11 protein-coding genes are annotated in these 19,967 nt (G+C 69.7%); 5 read left to right on the top strand and 6 right to left on the bottom strand.

Annotated features, from left to right (window positions below; genetic code table 11):
- Positions 1–145: 145 nt before the first annotated feature.
- Complete coding sequence (locus ACN27G_RS07680; protein WP_421492088.1) at positions 146–1,546, top strand: DUF6745 domain-containing protein; 1,401 nt, start codon at positions 146–148, stop codon at positions 1,544–1,546.
- A gap of 38 nt (positions 1,547–1,584) precedes the next feature.
- Positions 1,585–2,016, top strand: coding sequence for a hypothetical protein (locus ACN27G_RS07675; RefSeq protein ID WP_421492087.1), 432 nt, complete (start codon positions 1,585–1,587; stop codon positions 2,014–2,016).
- A 12-nt stretch (positions 2,017–2,028) separates the two neighbouring features.
- Here the strand turns inward: ACN27G_RS07675 and ACN27G_RS07670 are convergent, their stop codons facing one another.
- Positions 2,029–2,646 (bottom strand): disulfide bond formation protein DsbA, encoded by a 618-nt coding sequence (locus ACN27G_RS07670; RefSeq protein ID WP_421497264.1) that lies wholly within the window; start codon positions 2,644–2,646, stop codon positions 2,029–2,031.
- Between the two features lie 811 nt (positions 2,647–3,457).
- Here ACN27G_RS07670 and ACN27G_RS07665 point away from each other — a divergent pair.
- Together ACN27G_RS07665 and ACN27G_RS07660 are read left to right on the top strand one after the other, a co-directional pair.
- On the top strand, positions 3,458–7,072 hold the full coding sequence (locus ACN27G_RS07665; RefSeq protein ID WP_421492086.1) for a discoidin domain-containing protein: 3,615 nt from the start codon (positions 3,458–3,460) through the stop codon (positions 7,070–7,072).
- 94 nt (positions 7,073–7,166) lie between these two features.
- Positions 7,167–9,098, top strand: a complete 1,932-nt coding sequence (locus tag ACN27G_RS07660) for an HEXXH motif domain-containing protein (protein WP_421492085.1) — start codon at positions 7,167–7,169, stop codon at positions 9,096–9,098.
- Here the strand turns inward: ACN27G_RS07660 and ACN27G_RS07655 are convergent.
- The 4 genes from ACN27G_RS07655 to ACN27G_RS07640 form a co-directional block, all read right to left on the bottom strand.
- Entirely contained in the window at positions 9,087–10,310 is a 1,224-nt protein-coding gene (locus ACN27G_RS07655; RefSeq protein ID WP_421492084.1) for an effector-associated domain 2-containing protein, read from the bottom strand. The two genes, ACN27G_RS07660 and ACN27G_RS07655, sit on opposite strands and share 12 nt — an antisense overlap.
- Before the next feature lie 456 nt (positions 10,311–10,766).
- Positions 10,767–14,180 (bottom strand): FxSxx-COOH system tetratricopeptide repeat protein, encoded by a 3,414-nt coding sequence (fxsT, locus tag ACN27G_RS07650; protein ID WP_421492083.1) that lies wholly within the window; start codon positions 14,178–14,180, stop codon positions 10,767–10,769.
- 368 nt (positions 14,181–14,548) lie between these two features.
- Entirely contained in the window at positions 14,549–15,511 is a 963-nt protein-coding gene (locus ACN27G_RS07645; RefSeq protein ID WP_421492082.1) for an ADP-ribosylglycohydrolase family protein, read from the bottom strand.
- A 123-nt stretch (positions 15,512–15,634) separates the two neighbouring features.
- Positions 15,635–16,426, bottom strand: coding sequence for a hypothetical protein (locus ACN27G_RS07640; RefSeq protein ID WP_421492081.1), 792 nt, complete (start codon positions 16,424–16,426; stop codon positions 15,635–15,637).
- 244 nt (positions 16,427–16,670) lie between these two features.
- Between ACN27G_RS07640 and ACN27G_RS07635 the strand changes: the two genes are divergently transcribed.
- Positions 16,671–19,112, top strand: coding sequence for an ATP-binding protein (locus tag ACN27G_RS07635; RefSeq protein ID WP_421492080.1), 2,442 nt, complete (start codon positions 16,671–16,673; stop codon positions 19,110–19,112).
- A 53-nt stretch (positions 19,113–19,165) separates the two neighbouring features.
- Here the strand turns inward: ACN27G_RS07635 and ACN27G_RS07630 are convergent, their stop codons facing one another.
- Positions 19,166–19,843: a hypothetical protein gene (locus ACN27G_RS07630; RefSeq protein ID WP_421492079.1), complete on the bottom strand. Its 678-nt coding sequence runs from the start codon at positions 19,841–19,843 to the stop codon at positions 19,166–19,168.
- Between the last annotated feature and the right edge of the window lie 124 nt (positions 19,844–19,967).

Genomic DNA, 19,967 nt, shown 5'->3' with positions numbered 1-19,967 from the left:
TCTCGCCGCGGTCCTCGCGTGTGGGTTCACCGGGGTGACCGCCCTGATGCGGGCCAGGTTTCTGAAAATCGTACAAATGTTGACGCCTGGCGTCGTCCGGGGCCTCGGGTTGGCATTGGCCACCGCAGTCTTCGGGGCGGGATTGGTGGCTGTGTGTTGGTTCGTGCCGGGTGGGCCGCCGACGCACGGTCAGTGGTACGGCCTCCTGGCCGCCGAACTCGCCGCCGCGTTCTACACCCTGATCTGCTACCTCGATCCCGATCCCGATCCCGACCGCGACGGGTTCTGGTTCGACTTCTTCCGCATTCCGCTGCTCGGTGCGTTCGGCATCAGTGTCGGCTCGCTGGTCGCCGACGGACCGGCGTCATCCGGCGAGATGCGGGCCACGGTGATCGTCCTCGCCGTCGGATGGCCGGTGCTGGGCACGGCGGTCGGCGGTGCGCTCTGGAAACCGGTCGACTGGAACGGCAGGCCGACAGTCGTGGACCGAGCCTGGGATCGCATCGGTGCGGCCGTGTCGGCCGTCTGGACCAGCCCCGCTGTGGTGCGCCGGCTCGGCTACCTGGGACTTCCGCTTCGCCTTCACCGGCATTGGAGCGGGGACGTCGTGGAGGATGCGGCGACCCTGGCCAGCCGGTTCGATTCGGCTGTCGACGCGGCCATCCGCGGCAACGTCGACAGTGACGGCCGTGACCGCCGACCGAGTTGTGCGGATGCCGCCGCCTGGCGTGACGCCTTCGACCGGCAGATCGCCGACCAGGTTGCCTCGATCGGCGGTATGGACGAGGCCGTGATCGCGGAGCTGACCTCGGCCGGGGCAGACCCGTCGCCGGCCCGCCGGCAGGCTTTCCAGGAAGCCCAGCTCCGCTTCGCGGTTGATCCGTTCGATCGCGGGACCCTGCTGGTGGGGTACGCGTCGTGGCTGGCCGAACATGGCTCGGGCTGGCTGGGGGCGCGGCGGTTGGCGACGATGTCCGGGGTCGCGGCGGCGGGACGTGCGTGGTCCTGGTGGCCACACCGCCGGTTCGTCGTGATCAGCGAGCCGCCGGTCGAGATACACGCGGAATCGGTCGGCGCGTCGGGACCGACCGCCGCGATTCGGCTGCACCGCTCCGACGGCCCGGCCGTGCGCTGGCGTGACGGATACGCACTGTACTTCTGGCACGGCACCCGGGTACCCGCCGACCTCGTCGAATCCGGCCGGGACGTGGAGACCATCCACCGACACCCCAACACCGAGGTCCGTCGCGCCGCGATCGAACGCAAAGGGTGGGCGACCTACATCGACGAGGCCGGGTGGCGGCTGGTGGCCACCGCTCCGGACCCGGGCAACCACCCGCACGAACTCGCCCTCTACGACGACCCACGCAGCCAGTTCGGCAACATCCGGGTACTGCTCATGACCAACGGCAGCCCGGATCGCTCCGGAGCCCTGCCGCGCTACGCCGAAACCGTCCCTGCCACGTTCGACGATCCGGTCGAGGCCGCCGCCTGGCAGTACGGCTGCGACCCGGACGTCTACCGCAGGATGCGACGCCGCACCTGAATCACGACGACACCCCTGCGAGCAGGAGAGAGAGCCTGATGCACACCTATCGCACCGCGCTGGCGATGGTCGGTGCCAGTGTCCCCGACCACCTGGTCGCCGACGCCGAAGTGCCCATCCTCTCCGGCCCGCAGGCCCAGGGCGACCTCATGGTGATCCCGCTGCACGACCTCGAACCGGGCCTCTCCTGGCGGCCGGTTCCCGCCGACGGCATCCAAGTCGTCAGAGGCGAGGCGACCGGCAACACCCACTGGTTACACCGTGGATTCGACTCGGCCGGCGTGCGCTTCGCTCCCGCCTCTCGGCCGGGCCTGACCATCGGCTACCTGGAGGTGCCGGCCGGACAGAGCGCACAGCTCATCCATACCGACGAGCACGGCGCCAACGGTATCGGACCCGGCCGGTATCGGATCAACCGCAAACGTGAACTGACTCCCGACGCGCCCAGGATCCGCCTCGTCGTCGACTGACGATCGCTTCGGTCAGCGGAGCTGCGGCTCGGCGTGCGGGCGCCCCTTCAACTCGTGGAAGCCCGGGACACCGGCCACCAGGATCGCGCCGTCCCAGAGCCGGCCGGCCGGTTCACCAGTGAGGATGCGGGAGATCACCGGACCGGAGAAGGCGATCCGGGCACCGTCGACGCCGGTCGCCGCGATGATCGGGGTGCCGACGTGCTCACCGACCAGCCCGATCGCCTCGGCGTCCGAGGCGCGCACCACGTCGTCGTACGCCGAGGAGGTGCCGGCCTCGACCAGCTCGGCCGGCAGGTCGGCGGCGGCCAGCGCGGCGTGCAGGTCGCCCAGCCAGTCGCCGCCGCCCCGGGCGGTGGTCCACATCGCCGTGTAGAGCCGGGCCATCGCCTCCGGGCCGTGCTGCTGGCGCACCGCCGCGCAGATCCGCACCGGCACCCAGAGGTAGCCCTCGGGGTCGCCCTCCGGATCGTCGTCCCGTCCCTCGTTGAGCAGCGACAGGCTCATCAGGTGCCAGCGCGGCTCGACCGGGCGGACCTTCGCCACCTCCAGCAGCCAGCGCGAGGTGGTCCAGGTGTACGGGCAGGAGGGGTCGAACCAGAAGTCCGCGATCGTCGTCTCCGCCGCCATCGGCTCCTCCCCCGTCTCCTCCGAGCCTAGTCGGAGGCGGTCCCGGGCGATTCGCAGCCGGGGTGCCGCCCAGCCCAGGAACCGCTGATGCATCGCCTTCGGATCGGGGCCGGGATGCGGATGGAGCCGGTGCAGGTCGGCCATTGCCTCCTGCATCAGCCCGGCGAGGTAGACCGCCAGCCCGACCGGGTCCGCCACGTAGTCCAGCGGGAGCAGGGTGCGGGCGGTCAGGCAGGGCCGGTCGCGTGTCGCTGATCGGAGCCGTCGAGGGCTGCGCGATCTCGACGATGGCGGCGCTCGGAAACCCGCGGTCCACTCTGGCCCAGCAGTCCGTACCGCACGAAACCCCCATGCCGTGGTTGATCACCACCACTCTGCCGGTGCCGCCGCCGGCAGGGACGCCCCCGAGAGGGCTGGCCCACCCTTCGCCGCGCGCGCCGCTCTACGCAAATAACGATCGGTCCGGATAAATCTCGCCCGTCCACCCGCATCGACCCAGACTGATCGGGCGGCAGGTGTTGACGGCGACGTAGCATGTCTGCAACATTACGACGACACCACGCAAGTTTCCGGTGATCAGTTGCTAGATAGCTTCCTGGTTCCCGGAATTTCTGGACCGGCGTTCTCTGTGCTCCTTCCCCGGCTGCCTCGGGGATCGGCCCTCGGCGGGGTCGCGGCGGCGGTGGGCGGGCGGACGGACGGCGCCACCGCTCGCCTTCGGCGGCGGGCGGCAGCCGGGTCAGCCGCCGACCAGGCCCGGCCGCTCGCAACACCTCCAAGTCGGTTCCGACGAGCGCCAAGGACACCGCAGATGAGACAGCTACCACCACTACCGCGCCTGGTCGCGGCGACGCTCGCCACCGGGCTACTCGTGGCCGCCGGATCGCTCTTCCCGACCCCGGCCGCCGCCCGCCCGGACGACGGGCCCGCGCCCCAGATCGCGGTCGCCGCCAGCCTGAGCGCCAGCAGCTCGCATCCGGAGTATCCGGTGGGCAACGCGGGCGACGGCAACCAGGCCAGCTACTGGGAGAGCGCGAACAACGCATTTCCACAGTGGATCCAAGCCGACCTGGGCTCGGCCGTCGCCGTGAACCGGCTCGTGCTCAAGCTCCCCACCGGCTGGGGCACCCGGACCCAGACCCTCTCCGTGCAGAACAGCAGCAACGGCACGAGCTTCAGCACCCTCGTCGCCGCCGCCGGCTACACCTTCAACCCGGCCAGCGGCAACACCGTCACCGTCAACCTGCCGGCCACCACCACCCGATACCTGCGGCTGCACATCACCGCCAACACGGGCTGGCCGGCCGGCCAGCTCTCCGAGCTGGAGGTGCACGGCCCGACCGGCGGCCCGGACACCCAGGCCCCGACCGCGCCGACCAACCTGGCCTACACCCAGCCGGCGAGCGGGCAGATCCGACTGACCTGGAACGCCGCCAGCGACAACGTCGGGGTCGTGGGCTACGACGTCTACGCCAACGGCGCGCTGCGGGCCAACGTCGGCAACGTGTTGACGTACACCGACAACCAGCCGGCCAGCGCGACGGTCTCCTACCACGTGCGGGCCCGGGACGCCGCCGGGAACGTGTCGGGGAACAGCAACACCGTGACCCGCACCGGCACCGGCAACCCGCCGGCCGGCACCAACCTGGCGGTCGGCAAGCCGATCACCGCCTCGTCGACCGTGCACACCTTCGTCGCCACCAACGCCAACGACGACAACGTGGCGACGTACTGGGAGGGGGCCGGCGGGGCGTACCCGAGCGTGCTCACCGTGCAGCTCGGTGCGAACGCGACGGTCAGCTCGGTGGTGGTGCGGCTGAACCCGGACCCGGTCTGGGGCCCGCGCAGCCAGACCATCCAGGTGCTCGGCCGCGAGCAGAGCGGCTCGTCCTTCACCTCCCTCGCGGCGGCGACCTCCTACACCTTCGACCCGGCCAGCGGCAACAGCGTCACCATCCCGGTCAGCGGCAACGTCGCCGACGTCCGGCTCGCCATCACCGCCAACAGCGGAGCCCCGGCCGGCCAGGTCGCCGAGTTCCAGGTCTTCGGGGTGCCGGCACCGAACCCGGACCTGACCGTCACCGCCGCCACCTGGAGCCCGGCCAACCCGGTCGAGACCACCGCGATCACCGTCTCGGCCACGGTCCGCAACGCCGGCACCGCCGCGTCGGGCGCCACGAACGTCAACTTCTACCTGGGTACGACGCTCGTCGGCACCGCCGCCGTCGGCGGGCTCGCCGCCGACGCCAGCAGTACGGTCACCGCGAACGCCGGAGCACGCAACGCCGGCACGTACCAGTTGACCGCCAGGGTCGACGAGTCCAACACGGTGGTCGAGCAGAGCGAGACCAACAACAGCTTCACCAACCCGTCCGCGCTGACGGTCTCCCCCGTCGCCAGCTCGGACCTGGTGGCGACGCCGAGCTGGTCGCCGAGCACCCCGGCCAACGGCCAGACCGTCACCTTCTCGGTGGCGATCCGCAACCAGGGCACCACCGCCTCGGCCGGTGGCGCGCACGGGATCACGCTGACCGTGCTCAACGCCAGCGGCACGGCGGTGCGGACCCTGACCGGCTCCTACTCCGGCACCATCGCGGCCGGGGCCGGCACCGCACCGGTCAACCTCGGCACCTGGACCGCGGCGAACGGCCGCTACACCGTCCGGACCGTGCTCGCCGCCGACGGCAACGAGCTGCCGGTGAAACAGGAGAACAACATCAGCGACACCCCGTTCTTCGTCGGGCGCGGCGCCAACATGCCGTACGAGATGTACGAGGCCGAGGACGGCGTACTCGGCGGCGGCGCGGCGATCGTCGGGCCGAACCGGACCGTCGGCGACCTCGCCGGCGAGGCGTCCGGCCGACGCGCGGTGACGCTGAACGGCAACGGCGCCTACGTCGAGTGGACCACCCGGGCCCCGACCAACACCCTGGTGACCCGCTTCTCGATGCCGGACGCCCCCGGTGGCGGCGGGGCCAGCTCGTCGCTGAACATCTACGTCAACGGCAGCTTCCACAAGGCGATCGACCTGACCAGCCGGTACGCCTGGCTCTACGGCGCCGAGGCGAGCCCGAACAACTCGCCCGGCTCCGGCGGCCCCCGGCACATCTACGACGAGGCGAACGTGATGCTCAACTCGTCGGTCCCGGCCGGCAGCCGGATCCGGCTCCAGAAGGACCCGGCCAACAACACCACGTACGCGATCGACTTCATCAACCTGGAGCAGGTCTCGCCGAGGGCGAACCCGGACCCGGCCCGCTACACCACGCCGGCCGGCACTGGTCACCAGGACGTGCAGAACGCCCTGGACCGGGTCCGGATGGACACCACCGGCACCCTGATCGGCGTCTACCTGCCGCCCGGCACCTACAGCACGTCGAACAAGTTCAACGTCTACGGCAAGGCGGTCCGGGTGGTCGGCGCGGGCATGTGGTACACCCGCTTCCAGACCCCGCAGACCGGCTCGAACACCAACGCCGGCTTCCAGGTGGAGAGTTCGGCGAACGGCTCGACCTTCGAGCACCTCGCCTTCTTCGGCAACTACGTCGAGCGGATCGACGGTCCCGGCAAGGTCTGGGGCGAGCTGATGAACGTCTCCAACCTGACCTTCGACAACGTGTGGGTCGAGCACACCGTCTGCATGTTCTGGGGTGTGCACGTCAGCAACATCACGATCAAGAACTCGCGGATCCGGAACACCTTCGCCGACGCGGTGAACATGACAAACGGCAGCACCAACAACCTGGTCAGCAACGTCGAGGGACGCGGCAACGGCGACGACGCCTTCGCACTCTTCTCGGCGACCGACTCGGGCGGCGGGGCCAACACCGGCAACGTCTTCGAGAACCTGACGGCGACGCTGACCTGGCGGGCCGCGGGCGTCGCGGTCTACGGCGGGCAGGACAACGTCTTCCGCAACATGTACATCGCCGACCAGCTCGTCTACTCCGGGATCACCATCAGCTCGCTCGACTTCGGCTATCCGTTCGTCGGGTTCGGGCCGGGCCTGACCCGGGTGGAGAACGCCTCGATCGTCCGGTCCGGCGGCCACTTCTGGGGCGCGCAGACATTCCCCGGAATATGGGTCTTCTCCGCGTCGAAGGAGATGCGCGGGATCCGGGTCAGTGACGTCGACATCGTCGACCCGACCTATCACGGCATCATGTTCCAGACCAACTATGTTGGCGGTCAGCCGCAGTTCCCGGTCACCGACACGATATTCACCAACGTCTCGATCACCGGTGCGCAGCGCAGCGGTGACGCGTACGACGCCAGGTCCGGCTTCGGCATCTGGGCCAACGAGATGCCCGAGGCGGGTCAGGGCCCGGCGCGTGGGTCGGCGACCTTCAACAACCTGCGGATGAGCAACAACTACCAGAACATCCGCAACACCACGTCCACCTTCACCATCACCGTCAACCCATAGTCCGAGCGGTGTGGGGTGTTCCGGGAGCAACCGCCTCCGGAGCACCCCACACTCCCTTCGGTGAGACGTTGCCGAAGTTCCACCAGGCCACTATTTGATCGTCGATGCTCGATGTACCGCCCCACTGGTGACGGCGGTACAGTCTCCTGCACGGGCCATGGACGTGACAGCGCTGTCTACGCAGGACGAAGCGAGGAGCGAGTCAGTGGTGGATCCTGTCGAGCCGCAACCGAGCCTCCCGCACCATCGCCTGTCCCGCAGACATCTCGACGCGCTCTGCGCCGGCGGCGGCGGACCCGACCTGGTCCGGCAACTGTGGCAGACCCAGCGCAGCCGACGCCTTCTCCTGTTGCACGCGGTCGTCGAGGCGGCCCGCGCCGAGCCGCGGCTGCTGGGTCCGTTACCGACGGCCGACACCGCCCTGGAGGTGCTGGTCCGTGCCGAACAGGCAGCGCCGGCCGAGCTCACCGAGTTGCTACTGCAGCCGCAGATCGGCAACTGGGCCGCGTACGCGCTGCGCCGCCATCGGGGCGGCGCGGAGACGCAAGCGCCGATCTGGATCGACTTCGGCGCGCTGCACTCGGTGGCGCTGGTGGCCGCCGCCCGAGCCGGCCTGCACTGGCGTACCCGGCTTCCGGTGCGCACCGGTCGCGTGATGCTGCCCTCGCTCGGGATGGCGGTACTTTCCGAGCGGACCGGTTGGGGCCAGGTGGTGGCGGAATGCGCCGACGGCACCATCCGGATCGGTGCCCGCGGCGAGGGGCCGACTGTCCGGGTCTCCGCGATCGAGGAGGCCATCCCTGGATGGTGGAACCTGCGGCGGCTGACGATAGGCTCCGATCCCGGACTGCGCATCGTGCTCGACGACATCGACCCGTACCGCGAACTCGCCGACCCGGTCGCGCCGGATCGGCTCGATGCTACGGCCGTCGCGCGTTGGTCGGATCTCCTGGCCGGTGCCTGGCGGATCCTCTGCACGCAGCACCGGGAAGACGTCGAAGCGATCGCCGCCGGTCTGGTCTCCGTCGTGCCGCTGCCCGGAGACGACCACGCCGAGACGCGTAGCGCGTCGACCGGTGAGGCGTTCGGCCTCGTCCTGGTATCGACACCACCGGATGAGTTGGCCCTCGCCGTCTCGCTGGTCCACGAATTCCAGCACATCAAACTCGGCGGCCTCATGCATCTGCTCGCCCTCAGCCACGAGCCGGACGACCAGACATGTTACGCGCCCTGGCGCGACGACCCACGGCCGCTGAGCGGCCTGCTGCAGGGTGTCTACGCGTTTGTTGGCATTACGAGGTTCTGGCGCGCCCGACGGCTGAACTGTCTCGGTACGGAGCGACAGATCGCCGACCTGGAGTACGCCTACGCACGTGCGCAGGTACGCGAGGCGCTGGTTGGCGCCCGGCAGTCCGGCGGCCTGACGCCCTGGGGAGAGCGGCTCCTCCGGGGTCTGATCAACCGGATCGAGCCCTGGCTGGGCGAACCATTGCCCGCACGAGCCGTGCGGGCTGCCGAGCTCGTCGCCGCCGATCATCGCGCAGGGTGGCGGATTCGTCATCTGCATCCGTCACGTGACGACGTCCGACGGCTGGCGCGGGCGTGGTCGGACGATCGCGTCATCCATGTCGACTCCTACCGACCAGATCTCATCCCGCACAAACAGGTCCGCTGGTCGCAGGGATTGCTTGCGCTGGCCCGGCGGTACGTCGCAGGTGATTCGCTCACGCTCGGTCCCCGACTCCGTGCCTGTGGGCTGTCCGAGGCAGATGTCGCGCTCCTGCAGGGCGACGACGCCCGTGCCCGAGACGGCTACCGGACCCGGATCGCGGCGGACGCCGACGACCTGCGGGCCTGGGCCGGGCTCGGCCTCACCGACCTCGGCGTCGGCCCCGGCTCCGTCCTGCTACGCCATCCGGAACTCGTCCGCGCCGTGTACCTTGAGGCCGTCGAAGCGGGAGCCGCACCGGATCCGATCGATCTGACCGCATGGATGGAACATGCCACTGCGACGCTAACGGCCTGACCAGTGACGCAACACGACCGAACCGACCCGCTGGAACTCCGGGTCGTCCGGCCCGAGGGTCAGCCGGAGCGCGTCGAGGAGTGCGCTCCGACCGTCCGGGAAGTACTCACAGGTTTGCACGATCCCGATCACATGCAGTCGGCCGCGCACGCTGTCGGGCACCGCGTTCCGAATGTGCGCCGGCAAGAGGGCGATGATGGCTCGTCGCTGGTAGTCGTCGCGGATGGCAGGAACCTCCAGCAGAGCGTCGACGATCAACTGGAGGTCGGTCGGCGTCCAGCCGCCCCGATGATGGCGCTGCGCGCCGAACGGCAACGCCTCGGAAAGCAGTGCCCGGACGTACGCCGCGGCAACAAGTGCCGCGTACGGATGCCAGGCGTCGGTCTTCGTCCGATCGTCACAGTGGTCGGCCACGCCACGAACCATGAACCACTGCCGCTCGTTCAGGTCGGCAGCGACCGCGATTCCCGAGCCCTCCATCTCGACCGCCCGGATCGAATGCTTCAGCGCCAAGGCGTCCCGGCGAGCCGCGTCGCGCAGTAGCCGATCGGCGCTACCAATCGCGCCACGGTGCACCCGAGGTGACCCGTCCGTCCTTCCTCCGGCCGTGTCCAGGTGCGGGTCAACCGGTATGTCGGGAGAACCTCGACCGGCGCTCCGGCCAGGCCGGCTGAACATCGATCCGCGAATCTCCGTCCTGTCCAGCAGTCCGCGCAATGGCTGTTCGCCGGTCAACTCCTTGATCTGCAACTCCCGGTCCGCTCGCAGCAATGTCGTTGACGGGCGCTGTACCGGCCGACGGACCGTTTCGGCGCCATCGACGGTCCGGACGTGGTCGTAGTCGACCACGCCCCTGGTTGCCACCACGACATCGCCGAGTCGCACGTGTCGATCGGGTTGATGGGGCGCCGGCACGCCACCGGCTATTCCGCACATCACGAACACCGCGAGGCCGGGGAAGCTACGGGCCATGTCGGTACAGATCGCCGCCGCGTTACGGGTGCCGTCCTCGGCCTGAACGGCGACGACAACTCGGTGCGGGTGTTCGGAATCCCTACTGGGCAGCGTTCCGACCCGATAGTGGTTGAGGTCGCCGGGCACTTCAAGATCATCCAGCCCGTTGACCATCAGCCGCACCGCGGCGCATTCCAGGGGTAACGCCGTCACTATGCCGACACCGACGTCGCCGGGCGGGTCAGAAGATCTCGACATGAGGCGGCCTCCAAAACCAGCATCCCACCGGATCCTCCAAAAAAACAGGGCGCCTGCGGCGACTGGCGTGGACCCGGCATGTGGGAAACTGATGAAACCGCCCGGCCGAGGTGATCAGCTCCCGCCACCGACGACCGCTACCCCAGCCAACTGGCGATCATGCGGCCTCTGTCAGAAGGAAGGAACGGCGAGTGGATAAATCCCTCACCCCCGACATCGAGACGGAACTGGTCGACCTCGGCGATGGCTCCCTCGCCGCATTGGCTGGATATGAGAAGGAGCTACTCGCGGGCCCGCTCCGACGGGTAATGCGGCAGGTCGAGCGCCCGCGCAGCAACATCGGTGGCAGCGGTCCTCCCGGGCGGGTGGACTAATCGGCACCCCTCGGCCTCGCTCCTTCCGGCAGAAACTGGCCAGAAGGGTGTGGATCACCAGGTCCGACGGGGCCCCGATCTGTCACAACGGCATGGGATCGACGTCGCAGTCGGCCCGCACACTCTGAATTCCATTTAGGGTCGCAGGGTGACGCTCACCCAACCCCCGCCTGAGCCTGGCCATGGTATCGGCAAGGATCTTGTCCGCCTCAGCGGCCCGCGCCAACGCGCGCAGGTCCAACGCCAGGTTGACACTGCAGGCGAGGGTGGATGGATGTTCGACCCCGAGGACCCGTTCGGACCTGGCGAGGGTGTCCGTGTCGCATTCGTAGGCCTCTTGCGCGCCACCGAGGGCGTAAATGTCGCTGGCGAGGTTCGTGGCACACGTCAACGTGACCGGATGGTCATTTCCCAGCGTGACCCGAAGCAGCTCCAATGCCTCTCTGTTCTGTTGGTACGCGGCCTCGACCTCGCCTTGCAGGCGTAGCACGATTGCAAGGTTCGTCTGGGCGGAAAGTGTGTAGGAGTGGCGTGCACCGAACATCCGGTTATAACGCTGCAGGGTTACCTCACCCAACTCGAGGGCGGGGGTCAGATCGCCCGCGTGTCGCAGATCGATGGCATAGTTCACCGCCGTCGCAATGGTGTCCGGGTAATCGTCGTCGTAACGGCGGCGATACTTCTCGAGAGTCTCCTCGGCGAGCGTGCGTGCGCGGGAATGGTCGCCAGCCTTGCGACGGGCCACCGCCAGCGTACGGGCGGCGCGGAGCGTGGCCGGAGCGTCCGGACCAAACACGGCCAGGTGTCTGGAGTACAGCCCCTCCTGCCGCCGACGAGCCTCGAGGTACGCCCCCGACTCACGCATGTCGATAAACAGTCCGTTGAGAGTGTTCAGGGTAGCTTCGTCGTCCGGCCCCAGGACGGTCGCCCTGCGATCTGCGGTGTCCCTGTCGACCTCGGCGGCGCGCTTGAACTCGCCGGTGAGCCGCAAACTCACGGCGAGGCTGTTCGCACAGACGAGCGTCGCCGGGTCGTCCTCGCCGAACTCCCGACGGGCGACCGAGAGCGCTCGCTCGTCCAGCTCTCTGGCCTTGACGAACTCTCCGCTGGTCCGGAGGTCGATCGACACCATGTACATGGCGTCGATGGTGCCCTCGTCTTCGTCGCCAAGCGTCTGGCGATACAACTCGAGATTGCGCCGGTTCAGATCTCGCGCCTCGTGATATTTCCCGTTGATCCAACGCATCCAGCCGAGCCACTTGGCCAGCCGGAGTGTCTCCGGGTCCGTCTCACCGCGATTACGCTTCCACAACCCGTGCGCTTCTTCGGCCAACTGCTCACTGCCGGCGTGATCGCCCCAGTGGTAGAGGAACTGCACCAGACCGAAGACGAGCTCCTGGACTCGCGGATCACTCGACTCCACGGCTCTGGAAACAGTGATGTGTGGCCGAATTGCTTGATAGTTCTGCCATTGATCACGACGGCTCGGATTGTTGGGGTTGCCGTTCGCCAGCAGCGTGTGCGCACCCCGGCGCATTAGTTGCCTCTCGTCGTCGTCCATGCCACCGACCAGTACGGCCTGAATCAGCCGGTGAATCTGCAACGTGTTCCGGCTATGATCGATCTTGGCGAGTGCGTAGCGGTGGATGTCGCGGATCGCCCGGCTGAGCCGAAACTTGTCACTCAGGGTTGCGTCGAGCGCGGACGTGATGGGAGCTGTCGGTGAGCCCGCGAAGAGGTCGCGTGAGATCGGCTCGGGGGCGAAGAACGCACATACCTGCAGAAGCTGGAATGCGCCTTCGTTGACGTCGTTCAGCTTTTCCAGTGACAGTTTCCAGGCCGCCGCGACGGACCGCTTGTAGTCGGGTGATGGGGAAGCGTCAAGCAACTCGAGGCGCTTCTCCTTGAGCAGCGCGAGGTAGTCGTCCACCGGCATTCCGGTCGCCGCCCGCCAGGCCGCGGCCTGCTCGATGGCGAGTGGCAGATCTCCAAGCGCCTCCGCGAGCCGGTCCGCGTCGGCGTCCGACAACTCAGGGTTACGCCTCCGCAGAAACGCCTGACTCTCCTCGCGGGTGAACACGTCGACCTCGATCGCCCGGCTCACCCGCGCCCAGTCAAGGTCGCGAGAGGTGACGAGGATCTTTCCCGCCCCACCCGTGGGGAAGTATCGCTGCACCTCGTTCGGCGTCTCCGCGTTGTCGAAGACGAGCAGCCATCTCTCGTACGGCACCTGACCAGTACTCAACGCCTCACGTACGGCGGGCACCGCGCTGTTCGCCTCAGGACTCACGTCGAGATCCAGTCGCTGCGCGAGTTTGGTGAGAGACGCGAGAATCTGGCCCTCCTGTTCGGAGGGGACCCACCAGATCAGATCGTAATCACCGCTGTGCTGATGCACGTATTCGATGGCGACCTGTGACTTACCTACGCCACCCATACCGTGCAGTGCCTGCGGCAGCACCGCAGTCTCACGCGACGTCTGCAACTCATCGTGCAGATGTTCGAGCAGAGCCTTCCGGCCGGTGAAGTTGGGATTCCGTTGTGGCACGTCGCCCCAGACCTGCGGGAGCTGGACTGTGGCCCGCTGTGTCGGGGCGACGGGAGGCATCGGATCTCCTCGCAGTAGGCTCACGTCGCTCTCGAATGACACGGACAGGTCGGCGACGTCGGTCGATCCAATCTGTGCCAGCCCGACCGATTCGTCCGGACTGTTCGTGCGGATTGTATCAATATTGCCCGTATCAAGGAGTCCCGCTGCGGTCTCGACAGCCTCGTCCTCGCAGTGCGACGGCGACAGACCGGCCGGCGCCGCAGCGTATGATGCTACCGGCCCATCCGACTCGGCATGGCCGTCGAACGGTTGCCGGAGCAGGTGGAATTCGTCGAGCACTTCCAGCCGTTCGGCCTGTCCCTCGGCCCAGCTCGACAACTCTACCGCGATCGGACCGTCGAGCTGCACCGCGACGTCATTGACCAGAAGCAGGGCCGTCGGCACACGTTGCTGCCCGTGCGACTGGCCGGCGAGGTAGTCGAATGCCACCGGTAGGCTGCTGACCGTCTCCGGCAGTTGCAGGAGGGAGGGGTCCAGAGCCGGACGCCACCAGCCCGTCTCGGCACGCCCCTCCTCCGCCCTGCGCAGCAAGTCGTGCACGCGTTTGACATCGCTGTCCGACAACAGATTCAGCAACGCAGCCGATTCGATCAACTGGATGACGCGTTTCGTGGCGGGGGCATCGGGAGCCATGGTCGACAGCGCGGTCACCAAAGCTCGGAGGCCGCCTCGATTGCCCAGGCAGGCCAACACGATGTCGACCACATGCAGCCGAGCGTCGGGGCGTTCCTCGATGTCCGGGAAGTAGGTGACGTCGCGCCTGACAAGATTTATGAGTAACCGCCGGTCGGGAAGCGCATTCATGAATTGCACGTCGATCAGCGCGGCTACCAGGGCACCTCGCAGCTCCGTTGCCGGATCCTTCTTGATCGCACCCTGAGCCACGCTCTTCCCCCATCAACTGCTCGGAACAGCCGGACCGGATAGCCCATGATGCACCGACGCAAAGGTCCAGGGCAATTGACCGAGCGCATCGAGTATGTGCACGCACCTCCTGTGGCATGGAGCTTAGGGGTAGGGCATGCAAAGGTCCAGAGATCGCCGCCAGCACCACCCGCTCGAACTGAACCAGGCCACAAAAGACGAGGCCAGCCTCTGGTTACGGATTCGACTCGCTCCCGCCGCTCGCCCAGGTCTCGGAACGGCCCGTACTACGGCTGCTCGTGCCCTGGCGCAGACGCCATACGTGACGCGCGCCTTCCCCGCTGGACAGGCCGATCCCAAACATGGCTGCTTTGGACAACCGGGCCCGGTCAGGGCTCGCCGGCCGGCTCCGCCGCCCGTCCGGCCCAGTCCGGCAACGGCTCGCGGGCGGCCAGCCATGCCGCCGGCACGCCGGCCACGTCGGGCCGGTCACCGAGCCCGGTGTACGCACCGACCACGCCGCCGACGATCGCCCCGGTGGTGTCGACGTCCCCACCGACGGACACGCAGGCGGTGATCGCGGCCGGATAGTCGGCCAGCCGGGTAGCGGCGACCCAGAGCGCGAACGGGACGGTGTCCTGGGCGGTCACCCGGGAACCGTTGCCCAGTTCGTACGCCGCCTCCGCGACGCTCACCCCCGTGCCGGTGAGCATCCGGCGGGCCCGCTCGACCCCCCGGCGCACCTGCCCGTCCACCAGATACGGCTCCAGCCGGTCGACGAGGGTGCGGGCGGAGGGGCGTACCCCGTCGAGCCGGGCCTGTGCCGCGTACGCGGCGGCGACCGCGACCAGGATCGCCCCGGCGATCCCCTCGGGGTGGGCGTGCGTCACCTCGGCGGACCGGATCGCCTGCTCGGCGGCGTGGCGCGGCCGATCGGCGTGGTAGGCACCGAGCGGAGCGACCCGCATCGCGGCGCCGTTGCCGCAGGAGCCCTCTCCGCCGAACGCGGCCCCGGCCGCGTCCCGCCACGGCACGCCGTCCCGGATCTCGTGCAGGATCACCACCGCACCCGCCCCGTAGCCCCGGTACGGTTCGCAGCGCTCCGCGAACGCGGCGGCGAGCCGGTCCTGCCCGATCTCGCCGTGCGCGCCGAGTTCGGCAACCACCGAGCACGCCATGTGGGTGTCGTCGGTCCACTCCCACGGGCCGGCCGGCGGCCGACCCGCCACCAGCTCGTCGAGCGACCGGCCGACCATGAAGAACTGGGCACCGAGCGCGTCACCGACGGAGAGCCCGTGCAGGCTGTCGTAGCAGAGGTCGAGCCGGGCCGGCTCGTGCAGGACGAAGGACATCGCCTCGATCATGCCCCACCCGGCACGGCCCGGCCACGGCCGCGCCCGGAACCGGTCCGGAGGGCGACGGGTCCGCCGCCCGGCAGGCGGCGGACCCGTCGTGGATGGGTCAGGGGGTCGCCGCTACTGGAGCAGCGGCAGGACGGTGAGTGCCACCGCCCGGCTGGTCTGGTTGCTCGCCACGTCCACGATGTGGGCGTACGCGCTGTAGGGGATCGAGAGCGGTCTGCCCCGTTGTCCCTGGACGATGATGAAGCCGGTAGTGCTGGCGCCGGGGTACGAGGTGCATCGCACGTTCACCTCGACCGGTCCCCAGCCCGGTGACGCGTCGCCCCAGAGCGGGGTGAACGTGCACTGCGGTTCGAGCTTCGGTATGACGGTGCCGTTGGCGTGCCGCAGCGTGCCGAGCAGCCCGTCGGTGCTGAATCCGGCCCTGGCCCGGGCCGCCAGGGCGATCGGACCGGCCGTGTTGAGCGCCAGGCCGAGCAGGTCCGCCTGCGCCTTGTCGCCGACCACCTCGATCAGGCTGTCGATCCTGGTCACGCAGCCGGTGGCGTCCTGTGCCCACCCTTGCAGCGTCTCGGGGCTGAAGCGCTCGATGTCGGCGAACTCGATGACGTGGTGCCGGGCGCAGGCCCGCGCGTCGGCGGTGGCGATCGCGTCGATGTGCGACAGGATCTGGGTCTTGGACGCCTCGATCGCGGCGAGGATCTGGCGGACCGCGTCCTTGATCGCCTCGTCGGATCCACCGCCGCCGAGGACGTCCTTGATCAGCGAGTACGCCTTGCTCGCCAGTTCCAGATACTGCGCGATAACGGCCGGGTTGAACGCCTGCGCCGGACGGGCGCCTCCGGGCAACGTGACGACGATCGCCATGAGCGCGGCGGCCACCACCCGCAGCAGTTTCTTCCGCATCGGACCTCCTGTCTCTCCACCGGTGCCCAGCCTGGGCACCAACACCCTTGTCCGCCCGGGTATCCACGGTGTTCCATGACGGACAGATCCGGCGGGGGCGCCGGACCGTGCTGGTCGTCGGCGCCGGCCTCGGCCGCCGCACCGGACAGCGCCGGACAGCGCTCTTCGCCGGCGGACGGCGGCGGACCGGATCGGCGGACCGCCGGTGCGGGGAGGGGAAGCCGGTGCGGGGAGGGAGAAGCTGGTGCAGGGGGACGTGTCCCGGGCGATGCTGCAGGAGCTCTGTGCCGATCTGCGGCTGACCTGGCAGCAGGCGGGCGGCCCCGGCCTGCGTACCCTCGGTGCGCAGGTGCGCCTCGGCAAGAGCCAGGTGGGTGCGATCCTGAACGGACGGATCCGGCAGCCGCCGGCCTGGGACGTGGTGCGGAGCCTGATCGACTGCATCCAGACGTACGCCCGGGAGCATGGCACGCTGTCGAACCTGTCGCTGCGGATGGGCGTGGAGGAGTTCTGGCGGCCGCGCTACACCGTGTTGGAGCACGCCTTCCGGCAGGAGCAGCGGCGGGCCGGCGGGCGTGCCGCGACGCCTGCACCGGGCCGGGCGGGCGTCGCCCCGCCCGGCCCGCCCGGGCGTGGCCCGGCAGTGGTGCCCCGGCAACTGCCGCCGGCGGTACGGAACCTCGCCGGCCGGTCGGCCGAACTGCGGGCGCTGACGAGCCTGACGGACCTCTCGACGGCGCCCGGGGCCACGACCGTGATCGCGATCATCGACGGCACGGCGGGGGTCGGCAAGACGACCCTGGCGGTCGCCTGGGCGCACCGGGTAGCCGACCGTTTCCCCGACGGGCAGTTGTACGTCAACCTGCGCGGCTTCGACCCGGCGGCCCCGGCGATGGACCCCGCCGAGGCGGTCGGCGGCTTCCTGGACGCCTTCGACGTTCCGGCGCAGCACGTGCCGGCGAGGCTGACCAGCCAGATCGCGCTCTTCCGCAGCCTGGTGGCGGGCCGGCGGCTCCTCGTCGTGCTGGACAACGCCCGTGACGCGGACCAGGTGCGCCCGCTACTGCCCGGCGCGCCGGGCTGCCTCGTCGTGGTCACCAGCCGCAACCGGCTCACCAGCCTGGTCGCGACCGAGCAGGCCCACCCGATCACGTTGGGGCTGCTCTCCGGGACCGAGTCGCGGGACCTGCTCGCCGGCCGCGTCGGAGCGGAGCGGGTCGCGGCCGCGCCGGGTGCGGCGGAGAAGATCGTCGCCGCGTGCGACCGGTTGCCACTCGCGCTCTCCATCGTGGCCGCGCACGCGGTGACGCAGCCGGCGGTGCCGCTCGACCGGATCGCCGCCCAGCTGCACCGGGCCGCCAGCAGGTTGGACCTGCTGGACAGCGGCGAACCGGACGAGGATCTGCGGGCGGTCTTCTCCTGGTCGTACCGGACCCTCAGCCCGCCGGCCGGCCGGTTGTTCCGGCTGCTCGGGCTGCCCGTCGGGCGGGAGATCAGCACCGTCGCGGCGGCGAGCCTCGCCGGCATCCCCGTCCGGCAGGCGAGCCTGGCCCTCGCCGAGCTCCACCAGCGGCACATGGTGGGCACACCGGCACCGGGCCGGTACGCGCTGCACGACCTGTTGCGCGCCTACGCCGCCGAACTCGCCCAGCAGGTGGAACCGGCCGTCGAACGCGACGACGCCGTACGACGCCTGCTCGACCACTACCTGCACACCGCGTACGCGGCCGTCCGGCTGTTGTACCCGCACCGCGGGCCGGTCGACCTGGTGCCGGCCGGTACCGGAGCGGTCGTCGACGCCCCGGCCGGGATCCCGGCGGCGCTCGCCTGGCTCGCCGCGGAGCACGCCGTGCTGACCGATGCCGTCCGCTGTGCCGCCGACGCCGGCCTCGGCCACCACACCTGGCAGCTCGCCTGGAGCGTGTCGGACTTCCTCCAGCGTCGCGGACACTGGTACGACTGGCTGACCAGCCTCCGCACCGGGCTGGTCGCCGCCCGCCGGCAGGCCGACCTGCCGGGCCAGGCGCACCTGCATCACCATCTCGGTCTCGCCTGCGCGATGCTGGGCCGGCACGACGAGGCGCTGGCCCACCTGCACCAGGCGCTCGAACACTTCGCCGGCCTGGGTGACCGGGCCGGAAGCGCCGCCATCCACCTCGGCCTGGGCAGCCTGCTGGTCCGGCTGGGCAGCTACGGCGAGGCACTCGACCACGACCGGCGCGCGCTGCACCTGTACCGGGCCGCCGGACACCGGGTCGGGCAGGCGCTGGCCCTGAACAACACCGCCTGGAAGCACACCCAGATCGGGCAGTACCGCAGAGCCATCGAGTACGGCGAGCAGGCGCTCGACCGGCACGACGAGGCCGGGAACCCGCAGGGCGCCGCCGATGCCTGGGACACCCTCGGCTACGCCTACCACCGTCTCGGCGAACACCGGCGTGCCGTCGACTGCTACCTGCGGGCGCTGGATCTGTTCCGCCGGCGCGGTGACCACTACTACGAGGCGGGGACGCTGACCCGGCTCGGCGACACCTACGCGGCGGCCGGAGACGGCGGGGCGGCCCGTAGCGCCTGGGAGGAGACGCTGGACATCCTCCACCACCTCGGGCATCCCGACGCCGACCAGGTGCGCGCCCGGCTCCGCCCGGATTTGGCGGTGGACACCGCGACAAGGGTGTCGAGCTGACACGGCTCCCGGGACCACCCCCGGCGGCCCGCGTGTGGGAGGCCGGTCGAGGATCAGCGCCGGCAGGCCTTGAGTGGGGTGCTGGTCCGGGCCGTCCGGGTCGAGCCGTCCTCGAACGTCGCCGTCGCGGTGACGGCGATGGTGCCGCCCGCCGCGTTGCGGGGCTCGGCCCGGAACGGTCCCAGCATGGCCAGCCAGCTCTCCCCACCGTTGCCGATGCTCCGGGCGGAGCCACTGCCGTTGAAGCGCACCGGGGTGTTCACCTGATAGCGGAACGACACCGACGAGACGTTGTCGCCCGCGCCCACCCCGATCTGCACCAGCCCGAAACTGGGGTTGCCACAGCCCTCCTGGTGCAGGCCGCTGAAGTTCTGCGACTGGCCGAAGCCGCCACTCACCCGCGCCGTCACCGTCGTCCGGTCGGCGATGGTGCGGGCGCGGCGGGTCGGCGCGGCCCTGGTCGGCGGCCGGGTGGTGCGGGCCACCGTGGGCTCGGGCGTGGGGGTCGGTGTCGGGGTCGCTTCGGTCGGGGTGGGCAGGTCCGACGAGGCATCGGTGGCCGGAACGCCATCAGCCCACTGTGGATGGTCGACGCCACGACCCGCGCAGCCGGCCGAGAGCGGCAGGAGCATCGCGCAGGCCACCGCGAGTGCGAGGCCGGATCGGGTACGCCGGAGGTTGAGGAGTGTCACGGTGATCCCGTCGGTCGTGTTGGCCCCATTTCGCGGCATCAGCCGGCCTTGACCGTAGTGCCATCGCTCGATGGCGCCAAATCCAGACCGGAAAGTGGGACAAGTCCACACCGGTCGGGCTACTCGTCCCCGCCGCCCACGGCCGTCGGGCTACTCGTCCCCG

This window comes from Plantactinospora sp. WMMB334 (assembly GCF_049179095.1).
Lineage (GTDB): Bacteria > Actinomycetota > Actinomycetes > Mycobacteriales > Micromonosporaceae > Plantactinospora.
This window is presented reverse-complemented; position numbering and strand designations above follow the sequence as displayed.